This window comes from Chlorobium sp., assembly GCF_021740465.1.
GTDB lineage: Bacteria > Bacteroidota > Chlorobiia > Chlorobiales > Chlorobiaceae > Chlorobium.
Genome location: NZ_JAIOZR010000027.1, coordinates 1 through 14,841, shown reverse-complemented (window position 1 = coordinate 14,841; position 14,841 = coordinate 1). Strand labels below are relative to the sequence as shown.

Here is a 14,841-nt window from a genome sequence, read left to right as displayed (position 1 = left end):
ACAAAACGATGAACACAATGAGAACAGTACTTGCAGGAGCAATGATTCTTCTCGGCTCGGCGTCACTTGCCGAGGCGGCCACCCCTTATGTGAGCGCCTCTTTAGGTATTGCCATGAGAGAGGATTCGGATGTAGAAGAAGGTGGCGTATCCTATTACATCCCTTATAATGTGGGCTATGCCGTTACCGGAGCGGTTGGAATCGAAAGCGGCAGAATGCGCTTTGAAGGTGAAATCGGTTATCAGGAAAACGGCATCGAGGACGCCGATGATCTCAACATCTCGATGACGACATACATGGCCAACGGCTATCTTGACCTCGGAATGCCCATGAGTCCCATAACTCCTTATGTCACTGCGGGTATCGGCATGGCTGACGTAAAGGCTGAGGGACTGGGTTTCTCTGATGACAGCAGCACGGTTCTGGCCGGCCAGGTAGGCATAGGAGCAGGCTTCAGCATCGCTCCTATGGTAACGCTCGATGCGAAATACCGTTATATGATCGCCGCCGATGCTGAATTCGACGATTACACCGAGATCAGCGTCGACAGCCACAACGTTATGCTCGGGCTCAGGGTCGGACTCTGAAGCTCGGCAACAGTATTAGACCAAACAGGCCCGTCTGCAAAGACGGGCTTTTTTACCCTCCCCAACAAAGCCAACCATTTCAGCCCATGGCCGGAAACACGCTGTCGCTGACCATCCTGTCGGACAACAATGCAGCCGGCGGCTGCAGAGCAGAACACGGTTTTTCACTGCTGATGGAAACCGCAGAGAGCACCATTCTTTTCGATACCGGAAAGGAAAACGCGCTACTTATGAACGCCGCCGAACTCGGCGTGGATCTGTCAAGGACAAAACAGCTTGTGCTCAGCCACGGCCACTACGACCATACGGGGTGCATAGCCGAACTGCTCGAGCTTGCGCCCGATGCATCCGTTTACCTGCATCCAGCGGCATTTCAGCAGCGCTACAGCATCCGCGGCGGCATACCGAAACCGGTGCATATGCCCGAACCCGCCCTGGTTGCCCTCAACTCGCTGCCGGCGCAACAGCTGAACCTCGTCGAACAGCCTTCCGTGCTCTCATACAGCGCGGCAGTTACCGGACCGGTACCCCGCAGAACATCCTATGAAAACACGGGGGGGCCCTTTTATCTCGACCCCGAAGGCACCATCCCCGACCCGATCGACGACGATCTCTCGATCTGGTTTGAAACCCGTGACGGCCTGGTACTTGTTGCCGGATGCTGCCATTCCGGCATCGTCAACACCCTCCGGTACGTTACCGAACTGACAGGAAACAGACGCATCACCGCGCTCATCGGAGGCTTTCACCTATCGGCGGCCTCTCCCGAACGCCTCAGGCAAACCGTCGATGAACTCAACACCTTCGACATCGGCCGTGTCGTCCCCTGCCACTGCACCGGCGAGGCTGCATCAACCTTTTTCCGTCGCAACCTGCACTGCCCTGTCGAACCGGGCTACGTCGGCATGCGCCTGGAGTTTCCGTTGTAAGGGATCTCTGCATTATCTGTAATGAATATGCCGATGGGTGAGACCTGAAACTCCAGGCCTCAGTGTCCGTTACCGGTCACCCTGTAATCGTGTATGTCGAGATGAATCAGCACCGGACCGCCGAGCGCCCTGCCTTTCGTACCTCTCGGGGTCACCCTTCTTACTGAAGGATACAGAAGCCCGTCGCTGTTGCGTGCATGCTGCAGCACGACATTGGAGGCCCGTGCAAGCGGACTGATGATCTCTGCGGTATAGTCGTGCTGCAAAAGGCAGCCGCTCTCGCGATCGAATCGGAATCGCTGCAGCCGGCTGTGGGTTGGCAGAGTATCCGGAAAACGCGCCTCCAGCAAACCCGGTTCGAGCTCCGTCCAGGCGATCCCGTCATTCATCAGGAGGGCGGGCAGGGTGAAGTAGTTCCATGAAGCGTAGTTGGCGAAATAGCTCATGTCGAGGTCGTCCCACCACAGCAGCCTTCTGCCGATCCTGAAACAGTCCCGCGCACTCCTGCGCTCCGAAACGACCCTGCCGTTTTCGTCTTCCAGCCGGACATCGTGACCGTCCAGAATTCCCGTAACACCGGGGTTTCGCCCGATCGGAGTCAATGCGGAAAACGGCCGGTGAACATCCTCGACGATCCGTACATTCCGGAAAAACGGCCTCCTTTTCAGGGTAAAGGCCAGACCGTACGCACTCACCTCGGTTTCCAGCGTTACGGCGCTTTGCCAGAGCGAACGGCCGCCGTAAGCCGCAACCGCCCTTTCGGCTGTTTCTGTCAGGTTCATGGAATCTCTCCGGTTGGTTCGTTACGCATGCAGACGATCCCTGCACTTCCTGCAAAAGGATGACTTCACACCCCCTGCTTCTCGGTCAGGTACTTCCAGTACTTCATGGGCATGTTCGACTTCTGCAGACGGGGATTTTTCCGGTCGGGAATGGCGATGGTGCGAAAGAATGTCAGCCAGAGCGCCTGCACCTTTTTTTCTTCGTCCGAAAGTGCCGGAGCGACGAACTGTTCGATAGAGCCGAACTGCAGCTTGCCCTGGTGCCAACGGGCGGCAATGCGGCGCCGGACGTCGTAGATGAACCAGTCCTCAGCCCTGAGCCGCCGGCTGAAATGTCCGGCAAGCGGCTGGAGGATGTTGCAGTCGGGCTCCATTCGCGCAAGATACGCTCCGTCGCGCAGCTTCTCGAAGCGGAGCATACCCTTGAAACGGTGCAGCTCTCTCGATGCTTTCCGGGAAACCATCACGACATCACGGACAGCGGAATGGGTGAGGTGACCATTCACCCGGTCACCTTGTCGAAGCGCCAGAAAAAGGTAATGCAGAAGACTGGTATCGAGCCCTTCTTTCTCTGCAAGCACAAAATAATAGAATATCGAGGCCGCATCAGGGGCCTCTCGCCGAAGCCGCTGAAAAAAAGCTTCGGCAGCGGCAACATCGGTTGCAATGAACAGGCCCTCCTCGAAAAGCGTGTTTTCGCGCTCAGCCAGTGTAATGGTTTCGGGCTCCTTTTCTTCGGCGATGATAAGGGCGGCCGCGGAAAGCAGACCTTCCGGGGTCCCATCGTACAGGTAGCGGTTCATGGCATCAGGCAAAAAGACCGGGCAGCGAAAGCTGCTTCGGAGGGGGTTCAGGAATGGATTCCCCTGCGCCGTCACCGATCAGCAGGCGGCTGCGCAGGAGTTCCGGCTGCCGGCCTGTCTTTTCAAAAGGTCTGCCGGAGCAGGTGATAAAATATTTCGCCCGTTTCATGACCACCCCGATCCTTTTCAGCCCTTCGGGAGTGATGACCGAAAAACGGCGAGCTGCGACAATGCGCCTGGCTGAGGTGACCCCGATACCCGGAACGCGAAGCAGCGTTCCGTAGTCGGCACGGTTGATCTCGACCGGAAAGAATTCCGGATGGCGAAGCGCCCAGGAGGTTTTGGGATCGAACGTTTCGTCGAGGTTGGGAGCATCGTCCGAAAGAATCTCGCCTGCAGAGAATCCGTAAAAACGCAGCAACCAGTCGGCCTGGTAAAGGCGGTGCTCACGGAGCAGCGGAGGAGAGGCGAGAACCGGCAGCCTGTTATCCGCGTTGACTGGAACGAAGGCAGAATAATAGACCCGTTTGAGGTGCATTTTCCGGTAGAGTCCCTCGGAAAGCCTGAGAATCTGGAGGTCGCTTTCGGGACTTGCGCCGATGATCATCTGGGTACTCTGCCCCGCCGGGGCAAACCTCGGCGCGTGGCGGCTGGCCTTGCGCTCGAGCATACTCTCCTGTATCTGGCGGCCGATCAGGGACATCGGTTCGAGAATGGCCTGTTTATGCTTCTGCGGAGCAAGCCGTCTTAGCGACTCCTGTGAAGGGAGCTCGATGTTCACGCTGATGCGATCGGCATAGAGTCCGGCCTTGCGCACCAGAGCGCTGCTGCTGCCGGGAATGATTTTCAGATGGATATACCCTCCGAACCGCTCTTCAGTTCTAAGCAGCTCGGCTACACCGACCATCCGCTCCATCGTATGGTCGGGACTCTGCATAACCGCCGAGCTGAGAAAGAGCCCTTCTATATAGTTCCGCCTGTAGAATTCCATGGTCAGTTCCACCACTTCGCGGGCGCTGAATGAGGCTCTCGGAACAGGGTTGGTGGCGCGGTTTACGCAGTAGGCGCAGTCGTAGATACAGTCGTTGGAGAGCAGAATTTTCAGGAGCGAAATGCAGCGGCCGTCATCCGACCAGGAGTGGCAAATGCCGCCTTGGGAGGTATTTCCGGTGCCGCAAGAAGCATCCTGTCGCCGGCTGCCGCTTGAAGCGCATGAAGCATCGTAACGCGCCGCTCCGGAAAGTATCTGCAATTTTTCGAGCGTCTCCATCCGGAAAATATACAGAAGAATCCGGGTTTTCCTCCTTTGGCTCCCATCTTGCCGCAATGCGCCAAAAGGACTGACACTGACGGATACCGACAGACCAGGACAAATAAACCCGCCTGCTGACTTCTGACTACTGGCTTCCGGCTACTCACCGCCCACTGCCCACACTCTTCCAATCTTCCCGCTCACTGCCCACCTCCCAAACTCTTCACCCTCCTGACCATCTCGACAACCCTCCTTGCTCCGGTTGTCACTCCGGGCAGGGACTGTCCGGGAAAGATGGAGTCCCCGACAAGGAACATATTATCAAACCCTGTGGCGGGGCCACGAACATCGAAAAGCGAGGTTTGCGGATACCCGCCGACATAACCGTCCGCTCTTCCGGTATACCTCTGCCAGGTGACCGGTGTTCCGGCTTCAAGCCACTGTACCGCCTCCCGTGCTCCCGGAAGCTGAGAAGCCATGAGATCAAGCACTCTTTCTTCGTAAGCGCTCTTCAGTTTCAGGTACTCCTCACGGCTGCGCCGGGAAGCGGCAAACCACGGCCCCGGACGGGTATGTGTTGATACCGTTACCGCATAAAGACCTTCCGGTGCAATGCAGGACTCGCCAGGCAGGGAAAACGAAACAAAGATGCTGTTGCCTTCGCCGAGCTCTCCACTCTGTCCTGTGATCTGCAGATGACGGCTTCCGGGAAGAGTGAACAGGGATGGATCCATTACGAGATAAAGCATAAAGGCGCTCCACTCCGAAGGAGTACCCCTCTTCAAAAGGGAACCCGCAGAGGGACTTCCGACAAGCTCCGCAAGGGATTCGTGCGTAAGATTGGCAACCACCATATCGGAGGCATAAGCGCTTCCATCCCCGGTTTCCACACCTATCACCTCTTTTCTCACCGAATTGATCCTGATAACCCTTTTCCGGTAGAGCACCGAACCTCCGTTCTCTTCAATGCTCTTTGCAAGCAGTTCCGCTATGCTTCCCATTCCCCCCTTCACATGCCATGCCCCGGAAGTGGGCAGATCGAGCGCTATTGCGGCAGTGAGGGCATTTGCATAAGGCGATGTTGTCTGCGCCGAAATCAGCAGCTGCGCATCGATGAAGCGCACAAATTCACTGTCACCCTCGAGCTGGTGCACAGCGAGCCATTCAAGCGCAGTTTTAGAAGCAAACTGAAGCAGACGGGCCGAACCGGGCAGGCCTGCCACCCCTTTACGCAAAAGACCGGCAAGATCACCCGGTCTCTCGGGCGGCCATGACAGACCGCCTGAAGCCAGGCGCCAGAGCAAACGGGCAAGCCGATCCTGCTCTAACCAGAATGGCCGGGAATGAGGAAACCTCTCGAGAATTTCCGCTCTCGAACGACTCAGATCGAGACGCAGCTCCCCATGCCGGTATTGCCATGCCACCCTTTCAGCTTCAATTGGCCAGTCGATACCGAGTTTCCTTCCCAGCTCATCCATGGGTCCACCGGAATGAAACCCGCAGCCAACAGTTGCACCGGCATCGAACCGGCAAGCGTTTCTCCGGAATGTCGCGGCACATCCTCCCGGAAAGGACTGAGCTTCAAGCACGGTCACCAGGGCTCCTTCTGCAGAAAGCAGTGCGCCTGCAGTCAGCCCTCCGATGCCTGACCCGATTACTATGATATGACGATCCTTAAACATAGAGACTCCTCAACCATGCATCAATCAAAATATTTTAACTCTGTCCCGTTTTTCCGGAAGGTGCCTGCCTGTCGTGATCCTGACATTGGCGATCTGTCAATGGCGGCGCCTGGCGAATCACCTTAAGCAAAGAATCGCTGCTCCTTGTCTATGAACTGTTGCAACGCATCATGCATAAGAGGCAGAATGAGGCTATACAGAAGAACGGTTCACGGTCTCACTTTTTTCAGAGCGTTGCAAACATAGGGGACGATGCAATGCAAACCCTATTAAGCAGATCATCAACCGATAAACAAAGAGATCAACCCGAATATCGGGTATGGAAGTTTCAAGTGCGGATTTATTCAGAGGAAAACCAGAAGAGTCGGCGTAGCGGGATTTGAACCCACGACCCCTTCCACCCCAAGGAAGTGCGCTACCAGGCTGCGCTATACGCCGATTTTGACCATCAAAGGAAGCAATAATAAGAAATTCCGTTAATTAATGTAATACTTTTTTACGGATTTTGCAGGATTCCCCCCGCGAAAGGCTCCAGGAGGCGCAAACCAGCCGATGTCCCACAGCAAAGCACCTCACACCGAAGTTTTACCCTCACCATCGACATATCGGACAGGTTATCAACAGTTTTGCTGTACATAACCTGCTTTTCTACAGAATTGAAGCGTTCCTGCCGCCGCCACGAAAATATTGATATAAGGCATTTTATATCAATATCTTAATCACCATACACCCCGTTAAACCATGTCCCTGCGCACCTGAACTCATCGTCAGGCGGGATGGTATAAACAAGTTATCAACATTGCATCAACAACCTGTGGAAAAACCTGCACCAACCCGCACGGGAGACCTGCAGCCCTATCAGGCAGAGGCTCTGAAGCGGTGTTTGAGATATTCGATAACCGGCGGCAGCAGGGAAAAAACGATAATACCGAGAATCAAAAGTTTGAAATTGTCCTGAACAAAGGGAAGCTGGCCGAAAAAATATCCACTATAGCAGAAAAGTCCTACCCAAAGAAGCGCCCCCAGAATATTGAAAAGAATGAATCTTGGATAGGCCATCGCTCCGATTCCGGCAACAAAGGGCGCAAAGGTTCTGATAATGGGAATAAAGCGTGCAATGATGATGGTTTTGCCGCCGTACTTCTCGAAAAAGGCATGCGTTTTTGCCAGATGATCCGGGTTGAAAAAGCGCGATTTCCTGAAATCGAACACCTTCGGACCGAGCTTGTGCCCGATACTGTAGTTCACGCTGTCGCCAAGCACGGCCGCGACGAAAAAAACAACAAAAAGCAGGTGCACATCGAGCTGTGAACCGGATACCGAGGCAAGTGAGCCGGCGGCAAAGAGAAGGGAATCTCCCGGAAGAAAAGGGGTCACAACCAGACCGGTCTCGCAGAAAACAATCAGGAACAGAATACCGTAAAGCCATAATCCATAATCTGATGCAAGCACCTGAAGATGCTTGTCGATATGGATGATAAAATCGGCTATTGCAAAGAGAATACCGGTAACGGATTTTTCCATGCGTTTGTGTTTACAGGGTAAAAGCTTTTTGCTGCCTGCGTAATGTAGCAATTGGAGGCATTCATCACAAAACGGTAACTGCCCACAGGTTGCCGGAGCTGCAGCTGTATCCGGGCAGTGGCTGAATTATAAAGCCATAATTAATTATTATATTGTGGTTTTTCAACCACCGGTAACAAGGTTTGCAAACAATGGGCTATCTGGCATCTTCTCGCTGCAGGCTTTTTTATGAGGATACTGCGGAACATGACCCGGCACTGATGGACAAACCAGCCGTTCTGTTCGTGAACGGATGGGCAATATCATCACGCTACTGGAAACCTCTGACTGAGCTGTTGGGCAAGGATTTTCGCTGCATCACCTACGACCAGAGCGGAACCGGCAGAACGCTCATCAAGGGGCACAAACCATCCTTCACCATTGATGGGTTCGCCGATGAGGCTGCAGAACTGATCGAGCATCTCGGGTTGCACTCTTCAAGAAACCTGCACATTGTCGGGCACTCCATGGGCGGAATGGTAGCCACGGAGCTCTGCATGCGCTACCAGAAGGCACTGCTCTCGGCAACCATAACCGCTTGCGGCATTTTCGAAGAGACCGCCTTCACCTCGCTCGGCCTTTTTTTTCTCGGCGGCCTGATCGACGTCTCCATGCAGTTCAGAAACATCTTCCAGGTCGAACCGCTCAGAAGCCTTTTCATTAAAAGGGCAGCGGCAAAAGAGATCGGCAGGGAGTACAGCGATATCATCATCGAGGATTTCACCCAGTCGGACAGGGACGCAACAAACGCCGTCGGAAAATTCTCGATCGATCCCGAGGCACTCAGGGCATACACCACCCATGTCATAGCCATCGCTTCTCCCGTACTCTGCTGCGTAGGAATGGAAGACCATACCATTCCCCCGGAAGGCACCATAACCCTTTTCGAAAGACGCAAGGCCCGGTCGAAGGCACCGACATCTCTTGCCCGGTTCATGAGCCTGGGGCACCTCCCCATGCTTGAAGACACGGCGGGGTACGGCGGGGTACTGAAAAAACATTTTGATTTTGCCGAACAATTTTATAAAAAGACTCCCGGGGAAATTCAGCCCTGTGAACAGTATATGATTCCCTGATGACAGTTATGTGACGATGTGTTTACCCGTGAAAAACCAAAGACCGAACGACACTGTGAAGAAACCATTTGCAAAAAATCTCTGCTGCTCCCTTATCGCATTCCTGCTTATTTCGCTCTCTGCGGCTTCCGCCTATGCGCTCAACCCGTTCAAGGGGCTGCCGAGCCTTGAGGAGCTTGAAAATCCGAACCCGGAACTCGCATCGCTGGTCTATTCTGAAGACGGCATCCTGCTGCACAAATTCTTTCTGAAAAATCGGACATTCATTCCCCTGAAGTCCATACCGAAGTCGGCACAGCATGCATTGATCGCCACCGAGGATGTTTCGTTCTACAGTCACTGGGGTGTCGATCTGAGAAGGCTCGCTCTGGTGATGGGCGAAAACCTGATTAAGGGACGCAAAAGATGGCATGGGGCAAGCACGATTACCCAGCAGCTCGCAAAAAACCTCTATCTGACCCAGGAACGGACAATCAGCAGAAAAGCAAAGGAGTTCATCACGGCTATTGAGCTCGAAAAAACCTATACCAAGGATGAAATTCTCGCGCTCTACCTCAATACCGTCTATTTCGGTTCGGGAGCCTATGGCATCGAAGCGGCATCGAGGACCTATTTCGGCAAGCCGGCAAGCCAGCTGACGCTGCCGGAAAGTGCGACGCTCATTGCAACCCTGAAAAACCCTACAGGCTATAACCCTGTCAAAAACCCCTCCAGCGCAATCAGCAGAAGAAATCTCATTCTGTCGCTGATGGAAAAGGAGAAATTCATCACCCCGGCACAGGCAGCCGCAGCTAAAAAAAGCAGGCTTGTTCTGAAATTCACGCCGGTAAACCATCACGGACTCGCCCCTTATTTTACCGAGTATATCCGCCAGACCATCAAACCGGCCTCGATGCTCGGAGATATCAACGTCTACAGGGACGGTCTGACAATCCAGACAACGCTCGACAGCCGCATGCAAAAATATGCCGAGCAGGCTGTAAGAGAGCATCTCTCATCGCTTCAGACCGCATTCGACCGGTCGTGGAGATGGTCTGAACCCCTGAAAAACCAGATCATCAAAGAGAGCACCCGCTTCAGGGAGCTCCGTGAAGACGGGCTTTCCGAACAATCCGCCATGGCAAGGCTGAAAGCGGATCAGGTATGGCTGAAAAATCTCCTCCACGAAAAAACCAGAATACAGGTAGCCTTTGTCGTCATTGATCCTAAAAACGGGCACGTCAAGGCATGGGTTGGAGGCAACAACTTTTCCCCGGACGATTACCGCTATCAGTTCGACCATGTCTGGCAGGCGAAACGGCAGCCTGGCTCGACCTTCAAGCCCTTTGTATACACCGCTGCCATCGACAAAGGCATACCTGCGAACTTCAGGGTCCTGAACCAGCCGATCGCACTGAAAAGCGGCAACGGAATCTGGTCGCCGAGAAACTCCGACGGCTCATCAGGCGGGCTTACCACGCTTCGCTCCGCCCTGAGCCGTTCCATGAACCAGGTCACGGTCAGGCTGGCTTATGAACAACTCTCAATCCCGGAAATCATAAGCTATGCAAGGAGAATGGGCATCTCCTCTCCAATGCCTTCAAACCTCTCCATCGTGCTCGGTACCGCCGAAGTCACACCGCTCGAACTTGCCGGCGCTTTTGCCACTTTTGCCAATAACGGCATCTGGAACGAGCCGGTCTCGATCCTGAAAGTCGAAGACAAACATAACCGGGCTATTTCGGAATACCGCCCGAACAGCCGTTTTGCCATCGACTCCACCTCGAACTTTGTGATGGTTTCGATGCTCAAGGATGTTATCAACAAAGGCACCGGCATTGCAGTCAGGGCCCGTTACGGTTTCGATAACGATGCTGCCGGAAAAACCGGCACAACCCAGAGCATGAGGGACGCATGGTTCGCCGGGTTTACCCCGCAGCTTGCCGCCGTCGTCTGGACCGGTTTCGACGATGAACGCGTCAAGTTCACCTCGATGGAGTACGGCCAGGGCGCAAGAGCCGCGCTTCCTATATGGGCGCTCTTCATGAAACGGGCTTACAGCGATCCTTTGCTGAAGCTTGAAAACAGGTATTTCCACATTCCTGAAAACGTGATTGCCGTGCCTATTTCTGGCAACACCAACACTCCATCCGATCTGTTGGGCAGCGATGTATATATCGAATACTACACCCCGAAAGGCTTCAACTATTACAAATCCCGTCCGACACAGCCGGTAGCGAACGATGGGCAAGAAACCGGCACGCCTTCCGAAGGAGCCGAGTCAGCGGAACCTCAGAGCACACCAGTCGAGGAACCCGCCGGGGAAGGGGTTTTCTGAGGCATAATAAATACAAACTCACCATGCAATCCGTATTAGTACTCGACTTTGGCTCTCAATATACCCAGCTGATCGCAAGGCGGATCAGGGAGCTGGGTATATACTCGGAAATTCTGCCCTACAACACCACGCCGGACACAATCAGGAAGCACAATCCGAAAGCGATCATCCTTTCGGGCGGCCCGACAAGCGTGTACGGAGAATCGGCCATTCTTCCCCACGAAGGCATCTTTTCGCTCGGGCTGCCGATTCTCGGAATCTGTTACGGCCTGCAGGCCATCGCAAAACACTTCGGCGGAGATGTGGCATCTTCGGCCAAGCAGGAGTTTGGCAGGGCGAAAATGCTGGTCAGCCGTGACAGCAACCGGGAAAGCATGCTCTTCCGTAACATTCCGGACTCGGATGTCTGGATGAGCCACGGCGACAAGGTGGTCAATCTTCCCGAAGGGTTCAGGATCACGGCAAGCAGTGCGAATTCCGAGATGTGCGCGCTTGAAAGCTTCGGAAGCAAGGCCGCGCTGAAGGTGTACGGCCTGCAGTTCCACCCCGAAGTACAGCATACCCTGTACGGAAAACAGCTGCTCTCCAACTTCCTTATCGATATCGCAGGCATCACCCCCGACTGGTCGCCGAAACACTTCATCGATCATCAGATCGAGGAGATCCGTCGGACGGCTGGAGAGGAAACCGTTATCTGCGGCATCAGTGGAGGCGTCGACTCCTCCGTAGCAGCCGTGCTGGTGAGCCGGGCCATCGGAAAAAACCTGCACTGCGTGTTTGTCGATAACGGCCTCCTGCGCAAAAACGAGGCCGACAAGGTGATGAAGTTTCTCAAGCATCTCGGTCTGAGGCTCACGCTGGCCGACGCTTCGGAGCTCTTTCTCAAACGGCTTAAAAACGTGGCTTCGCCGGAAAAGAAACGCAAGATCATCGGCAGAACCTTTATCCAGGTGTTCGAAGAGCAGCTGCACAACGAAAAATTCCTGGTGCAGGGCACCCTCTACCCCGACGTGATCGAAAGCGTCAGCGTGAAAGGGCCATCGGAAACCATCAAGTCGCACCATAACGTTGGCGGCCTGCCGAAGCGCATGAAGCTGAAGCTTATCGAACCGCTCCGCGAACTCTTCAAGGACGAGGTGCGGGCGGTCGGGCGCGAGCTCGGCATTGCCGAGGACATTCTCATGCGCCACCCCTTCCCCGGTCCCGGCCTTGCCGTAAGGGTGCTCGGTTCGGTCTCGAAAGAACGACTCGACATTCTGCGCGATGCCGACGAAATCTATCTCGAAGAGCTGAAATCGAGCGGCCTCTACCAGCATGTCTGGCAGGCGTTTTCCGTGCTCCTGCCGGTTCAGTCGGTAGGCGTGATGGGCGACAAACGCACCTACGAGAATGTGCTTGCTCTACGGGCCGTCGAGTCCTCCGACGGCATGACCGCCGACTGGGCACAGCTTCCCCACGACTTCCTTGCCCGCGTCTCGAACCGCATCATCAACGAGGTGCGCGGCATCAACCGGGTCGCCTACGACATCTCCTCGAAGCCTCCCGCCACAATCGAGTGGGAGTAAGGGTTCCGGTCAACCAAAGGATTTTTGCCGGAAACAGATGTGTCATGCAGCGGATGGCGCTGCATGACACTGTTGGGCATTTCACGGATTTCCGAAAACACCCGGCGTCGATACCCCCGACGGAGTGGGCTCTCATGGCATGAGCTTCATCTCTTCTCATTCCCCATAAGTAGTTCAAAGCTAATACCGCCCCCTACCTCCCCACCGTTATTGTTGTCAAATCCTCCAGCTTTGTTGTCAATAAGCCTTATTTATATTGTCAACATATAATCATATATTGTTGTCATCAAGACAATACGAATACGACATGGCGGGCAAATGAGAGAACGAACAACTGAAATAAGAAACTACATGCTGACAGCTTGCAGGGACAGGTCGCTCAATGTCGCCGCGGAGACTGCAAGGCATTTCAAAATCTCACGACAGGCTGCTTCACGGCACCTGCATGCACTCGAAGAAGCCGGGTTCGTCAGATCGGAAGGGACAAAAAACGTCAAAAAATCGACACTTCTCCCTATTCAGCAAACATCCCGGACATTCCGGTTGACTGGCCTGAAAGAAGATGTCGTATGGCTTGAATCGATAGCTCCCCTGATTGCCGATTTACCGGGTAATGTCCGTGAAATGTGGCAATACGGTACGACAGAAATGATCAATAACGCTATTGATCACTCTGAGGGACTTACCCTTGCAATTCACTTTTCAAGAAACGCAATAGACTGCGAACTGACGATTACTGACGATGGCGAAGGCATCTTCCACCGTATTCAACGATTGACCGGCCTGTATGATGCACGGGAATCAATCCTTGAGCTTGCCAAGGGCAAGCTGACAACCGACCCGCAGAACCATTCCGGCGAAGGTATATTTTTTACATCGAGGGCATTCGACAGCTTCGCTATCATCTCAAGAAATCTGTACTTCACCCACCAGACAGAAAAAGATGACTGGCTGATCGATATCAACTCTGATACACCGGGCACAAGCATTTATCTCAGATTGAGCAACACCTGCCCACGAACCATGAAGGAACTCTATGACGAGTATGCCGAGCCGGACGAGTATGCCTTTAACAAAACAAGAGTTCCGGTAAAGCTGGCCCGATATGAGGGAGAAAAGCTCGTATCCCGATCGCAGGCGAAGCGGCTGGTGTCGCGCTTCGAGAAGTTCTCAACCGTAATCCTTGATTTTGAAGACGTCGAAGAAATCGGACAAGCATTTGCAGACGAAATCTTCAGAGTATTTGCATCGAACCATCCCGAAGTGAAACTCATTACCGCTCATGCAACGGACGCCGTAAACAAAATGATCCTGAGAGCTCTATCTGTCAAGTAACTTTCCCCATCAGAGGAGCAATGGGACGCTCACAACTACGTAAACTTACGATCCGCACCGCTTCACGATCTGGTTGACCGCAGCTGCAGAAATCCCGAGCAGACGCGCCGCTCCGGCATAGGTCATACCGAGCTCAAGCACATATTTCAGCGCAAGCCGTTTCCGCAACTCCGTACACTCCCGCTTCCGGCTTCCGCCCTGCAGCGCCTGAACACTTATTCCCGCCTCTTCGCATGCGCTCACCAGCCGTTCCCCGGCTTCCGTCGCTGCTGCTGTTGCCGGCAGCCTCTCTTTCACAGATTCTTCAACATCGTCGAGAATCTCTTTGACGAACTCGCTGCTTCCGAGAATCCGCTCGTCGCTGAACTGTTTTTCTTGGCGTTTCCTCAGCGACTTCACTTCCGACCAGCCGCCTATCGAGCGAACAAGTCCGCCTCCGGTAAGTTCCGGCTGCCGACCCCGTCCACTCTCTTCTGCAACGAACTCCCGATACGCTTGCAGGGCAGACGATTCCCGCTTGCCGAAGTATCCGAGCACATAGTTCCGGTCCTGCCACTCATGCCGTATCCGGTTCATCACCACCGCATGACCGCCCCACGGATAACGTTCCAGATCTTCAAGCGATTCAGCAAGACCTGCTCGAAGAGGGTTGAGATGGATATAGCTGACCAGCCTGAGAAAATAGGGCTCTTCCTCGCAGACAATCGACTTGTACCGGTTCTGGAAAAGATGGCCGTGACGCTTGTGTCTGAAGTTGTACCATGTCGCGTAACCAGTCAGGAGCTTGCGCATGAATGTCGACAGGCCGGAAGCTCCGCTCTTCAGCAGGATATGCGCATGGTTGGTCAAGAGCGCCCAGGCATAGATGCTCGTGCCGGTTGCCGCCGCGACCTTCCCCATCCGCGAAACGAAATACATCCGGTCTTCGTCATCGGCAACAATGCTGTTGC

At 54.2% G+C, this 14,841-nt stretch carries 12 protein-coding genes and 1 tRNA gene; 6 read left to right on the top strand and 7 right to left on the bottom strand.

The window, feature by feature from the left end:
• Positions 1-17 precede the first annotated feature (17 nt).
• Together K9G39_RS10195 and K9G39_RS10190 are read left to right on the top strand one after the other, a co-directional pair.
• Entirely contained in the window at positions 18-587 is a 570-nt protein-coding gene (locus tag K9G39_RS10195; RefSeq protein WP_292004818.1) for an acyloxyacyl hydrolase, read from the top strand.
• Between the two features lie 86 nt (positions 588-673).
• Complete coding sequence (locus K9G39_RS10190) at positions 674-1,516, top strand: MBL fold metallo-hydrolase (protein WP_292004817.1); 843 nt, start codon at positions 674-676, stop codon at positions 1,514-1,516.
• Between the two features lie 59 nt (positions 1,517-1,575).
• Here K9G39_RS10190 and K9G39_RS10185 read toward each other — a convergent pair whose 3' ends face one another.
• From K9G39_RS10185 to K9G39_RS10160, 6 genes are all read right to left on the bottom strand, one after another.
• On the bottom strand, positions 1,576-2,298 hold the full coding sequence (locus K9G39_RS10185) for a hypothetical protein (RefSeq protein ID WP_292004816.1): 723 nt from the start codon (positions 2,296-2,298) through the stop codon (positions 1,576-1,578).
• Positions 2,299-2,363: 65 nt separating this feature from the next.
• Entirely contained in the window at positions 2,364-3,101 is a 738-nt protein-coding gene (locus K9G39_RS10180) for a TIGR03915 family putative DNA repair protein (RefSeq protein WP_292004815.1), read from the bottom strand.
• 4 nt (positions 3,102-3,105) lie between these two features.
• Complete coding sequence (locus K9G39_RS10175; protein ID WP_292004814.1) at positions 3,106-4,371, bottom strand: putative DNA modification/repair radical SAM protein; 1,266 nt, start codon at positions 4,369-4,371, stop codon at positions 3,106-3,108.
• Between the two features lie 182 nt (positions 4,372-4,553).
• The gene (locus K9G39_RS10170; protein ID WP_292004813.1) at positions 4,554-6,035 is read right to left on the bottom strand and encodes an NAD(P)/FAD-dependent oxidoreductase; all 1,482 of its coding nucleotides are present in this window, start codon (positions 6,033-6,035) and stop codon (positions 4,554-4,556) included.
• Between the two features lie 364 nt (positions 6,036-6,399).
• Positions 6,400-6,473: transfer RNA gene (locus K9G39_RS10165), tRNA-Pro, on the bottom strand.
• A gap of 420 nt (positions 6,474-6,893) precedes the next feature.
• Positions 6,894-7,559 carry a DedA family protein gene (locus K9G39_RS10160; RefSeq protein ID WP_292004812.1) on the bottom strand — a complete coding sequence of 222 codons (666 nt, stop codon included), beginning with the start codon at positions 7,557-7,559 and terminating at the stop codon, positions 6,894-6,896.
• Between the two features lie 191 nt (positions 7,560-7,750).
• Between K9G39_RS10160 and K9G39_RS10155 the strand changes: the two genes are divergently transcribed.
• The 4 genes from K9G39_RS10155 to K9G39_RS10140 all read left to right on the top strand — a co-directional run bounded on the left by K9G39_RS10155 (position 7,751) and on the right by K9G39_RS10140 (position 13,891).
• Positions 7,751-8,674, top strand: a complete 924-nt coding sequence (locus tag K9G39_RS10155) for an alpha/beta hydrolase (RefSeq protein WP_292004811.1) — start codon at positions 7,751-7,753, stop codon at positions 8,672-8,674.
• Between the two features lie 94 nt (positions 8,675-8,768).
• Positions 8,769-10,991, top strand: a complete 2,223-nt coding sequence (locus K9G39_RS10150) for a PBP1A family penicillin-binding protein (RefSeq protein WP_292004829.1) — start codon at positions 8,769-8,771, stop codon at positions 10,989-10,991.
• Between the two features lie 23 nt (positions 10,992-11,014).
• The gene (guaA, locus tag K9G39_RS10145) at positions 11,015-12,556 is read left to right on the top strand and encodes a glutamine-hydrolyzing GMP synthase (protein ID WP_292004810.1); all 1,542 of its coding nucleotides are present in this window, start codon (positions 11,015-11,017) and stop codon (positions 12,554-12,556) included.
• 351 nt (positions 12,557-12,907) lie between these two features.
• Entirely contained in the window at positions 12,908-13,891 is a 984-nt protein-coding gene (locus K9G39_RS10140; RefSeq protein WP_292004809.1) for a DUF4325 domain-containing protein, read from the top strand.
• Positions 13,892-13,936: 45 nt separating this feature from the next.
• Here the strand turns inward: K9G39_RS10140 and K9G39_RS10135 are convergent.
• A partial coding sequence (locus tag K9G39_RS10135; protein ID WP_292004808.1) for a transposase occupies positions 13,937-14,841 on the bottom strand: 905 nt, incomplete at its 5' end.

What these genes read in the sequence shown, in the direction of transcription:
- K9G39_RS10195 (WP_292004818.1), top strand. Translation starts at nt 18, where the DNA reads ATGAGAACAGTACTTGCAGGAGCAATGATTCTTCTCGGCTCGGCGTCA.
- K9G39_RS10190 (WP_292004817.1), top strand. Translation starts at nt 674, where the DNA reads ATGGCCGGAAACACGCTGTCGCTGACCATCCTGTCGGACAACAATGCA.
- K9G39_RS10185 (WP_292004816.1), bottom strand. Translation starts at nt 2,298, where the DNA reads ATGAACCTGACAGAAACAGCCGAAAGGGCGGTTGCGGCTTACGGCGGC.
- K9G39_RS10180 (WP_292004815.1), bottom strand. Translation starts at nt 3,101, where the DNA reads ATGAACCGCTACCTGTACGATGGGACCCCGGAAGGTCTGCTTTCCGCG.
- K9G39_RS10175 (WP_292004814.1), bottom strand. Translation starts at nt 4,371, where the DNA reads ATGGAGACGCTCGAAAAATTGCAGATACTTTCCGGAGCGGCGCGTTAC.
- K9G39_RS10170 (WP_292004813.1), bottom strand. Translation starts at nt 6,035, where the DNA reads ATGTTTAAGGATCGTCATATCATAGTAATCGGGTCAGGCATCGGAGGG.
- K9G39_RS10160 (WP_292004812.1), bottom strand. Translation starts at nt 7,559, where the DNA reads ATGGAAAAATCCGTTACCGGTATTCTCTTTGCAATAGCCGATTTTATC.
- K9G39_RS10155 (WP_292004811.1), top strand. Translation starts at nt 7,751, where the DNA reads ATGGGCTATCTGGCATCTTCTCGCTGCAGGCTTTTTTATGAGGATACT.
- guaA (WP_292004810.1), top strand. Translation starts at nt 11,015, where the DNA reads ATGCAATCCGTATTAGTACTCGACTTTGGCTCTCAATATACCCAGCTG.
- K9G39_RS10140 (WP_292004809.1), top strand. Translation starts at nt 12,908, where the DNA reads ATGCTGACAGCTTGCAGGGACAGGTCGCTCAATGTCGCCGCGGAGACT.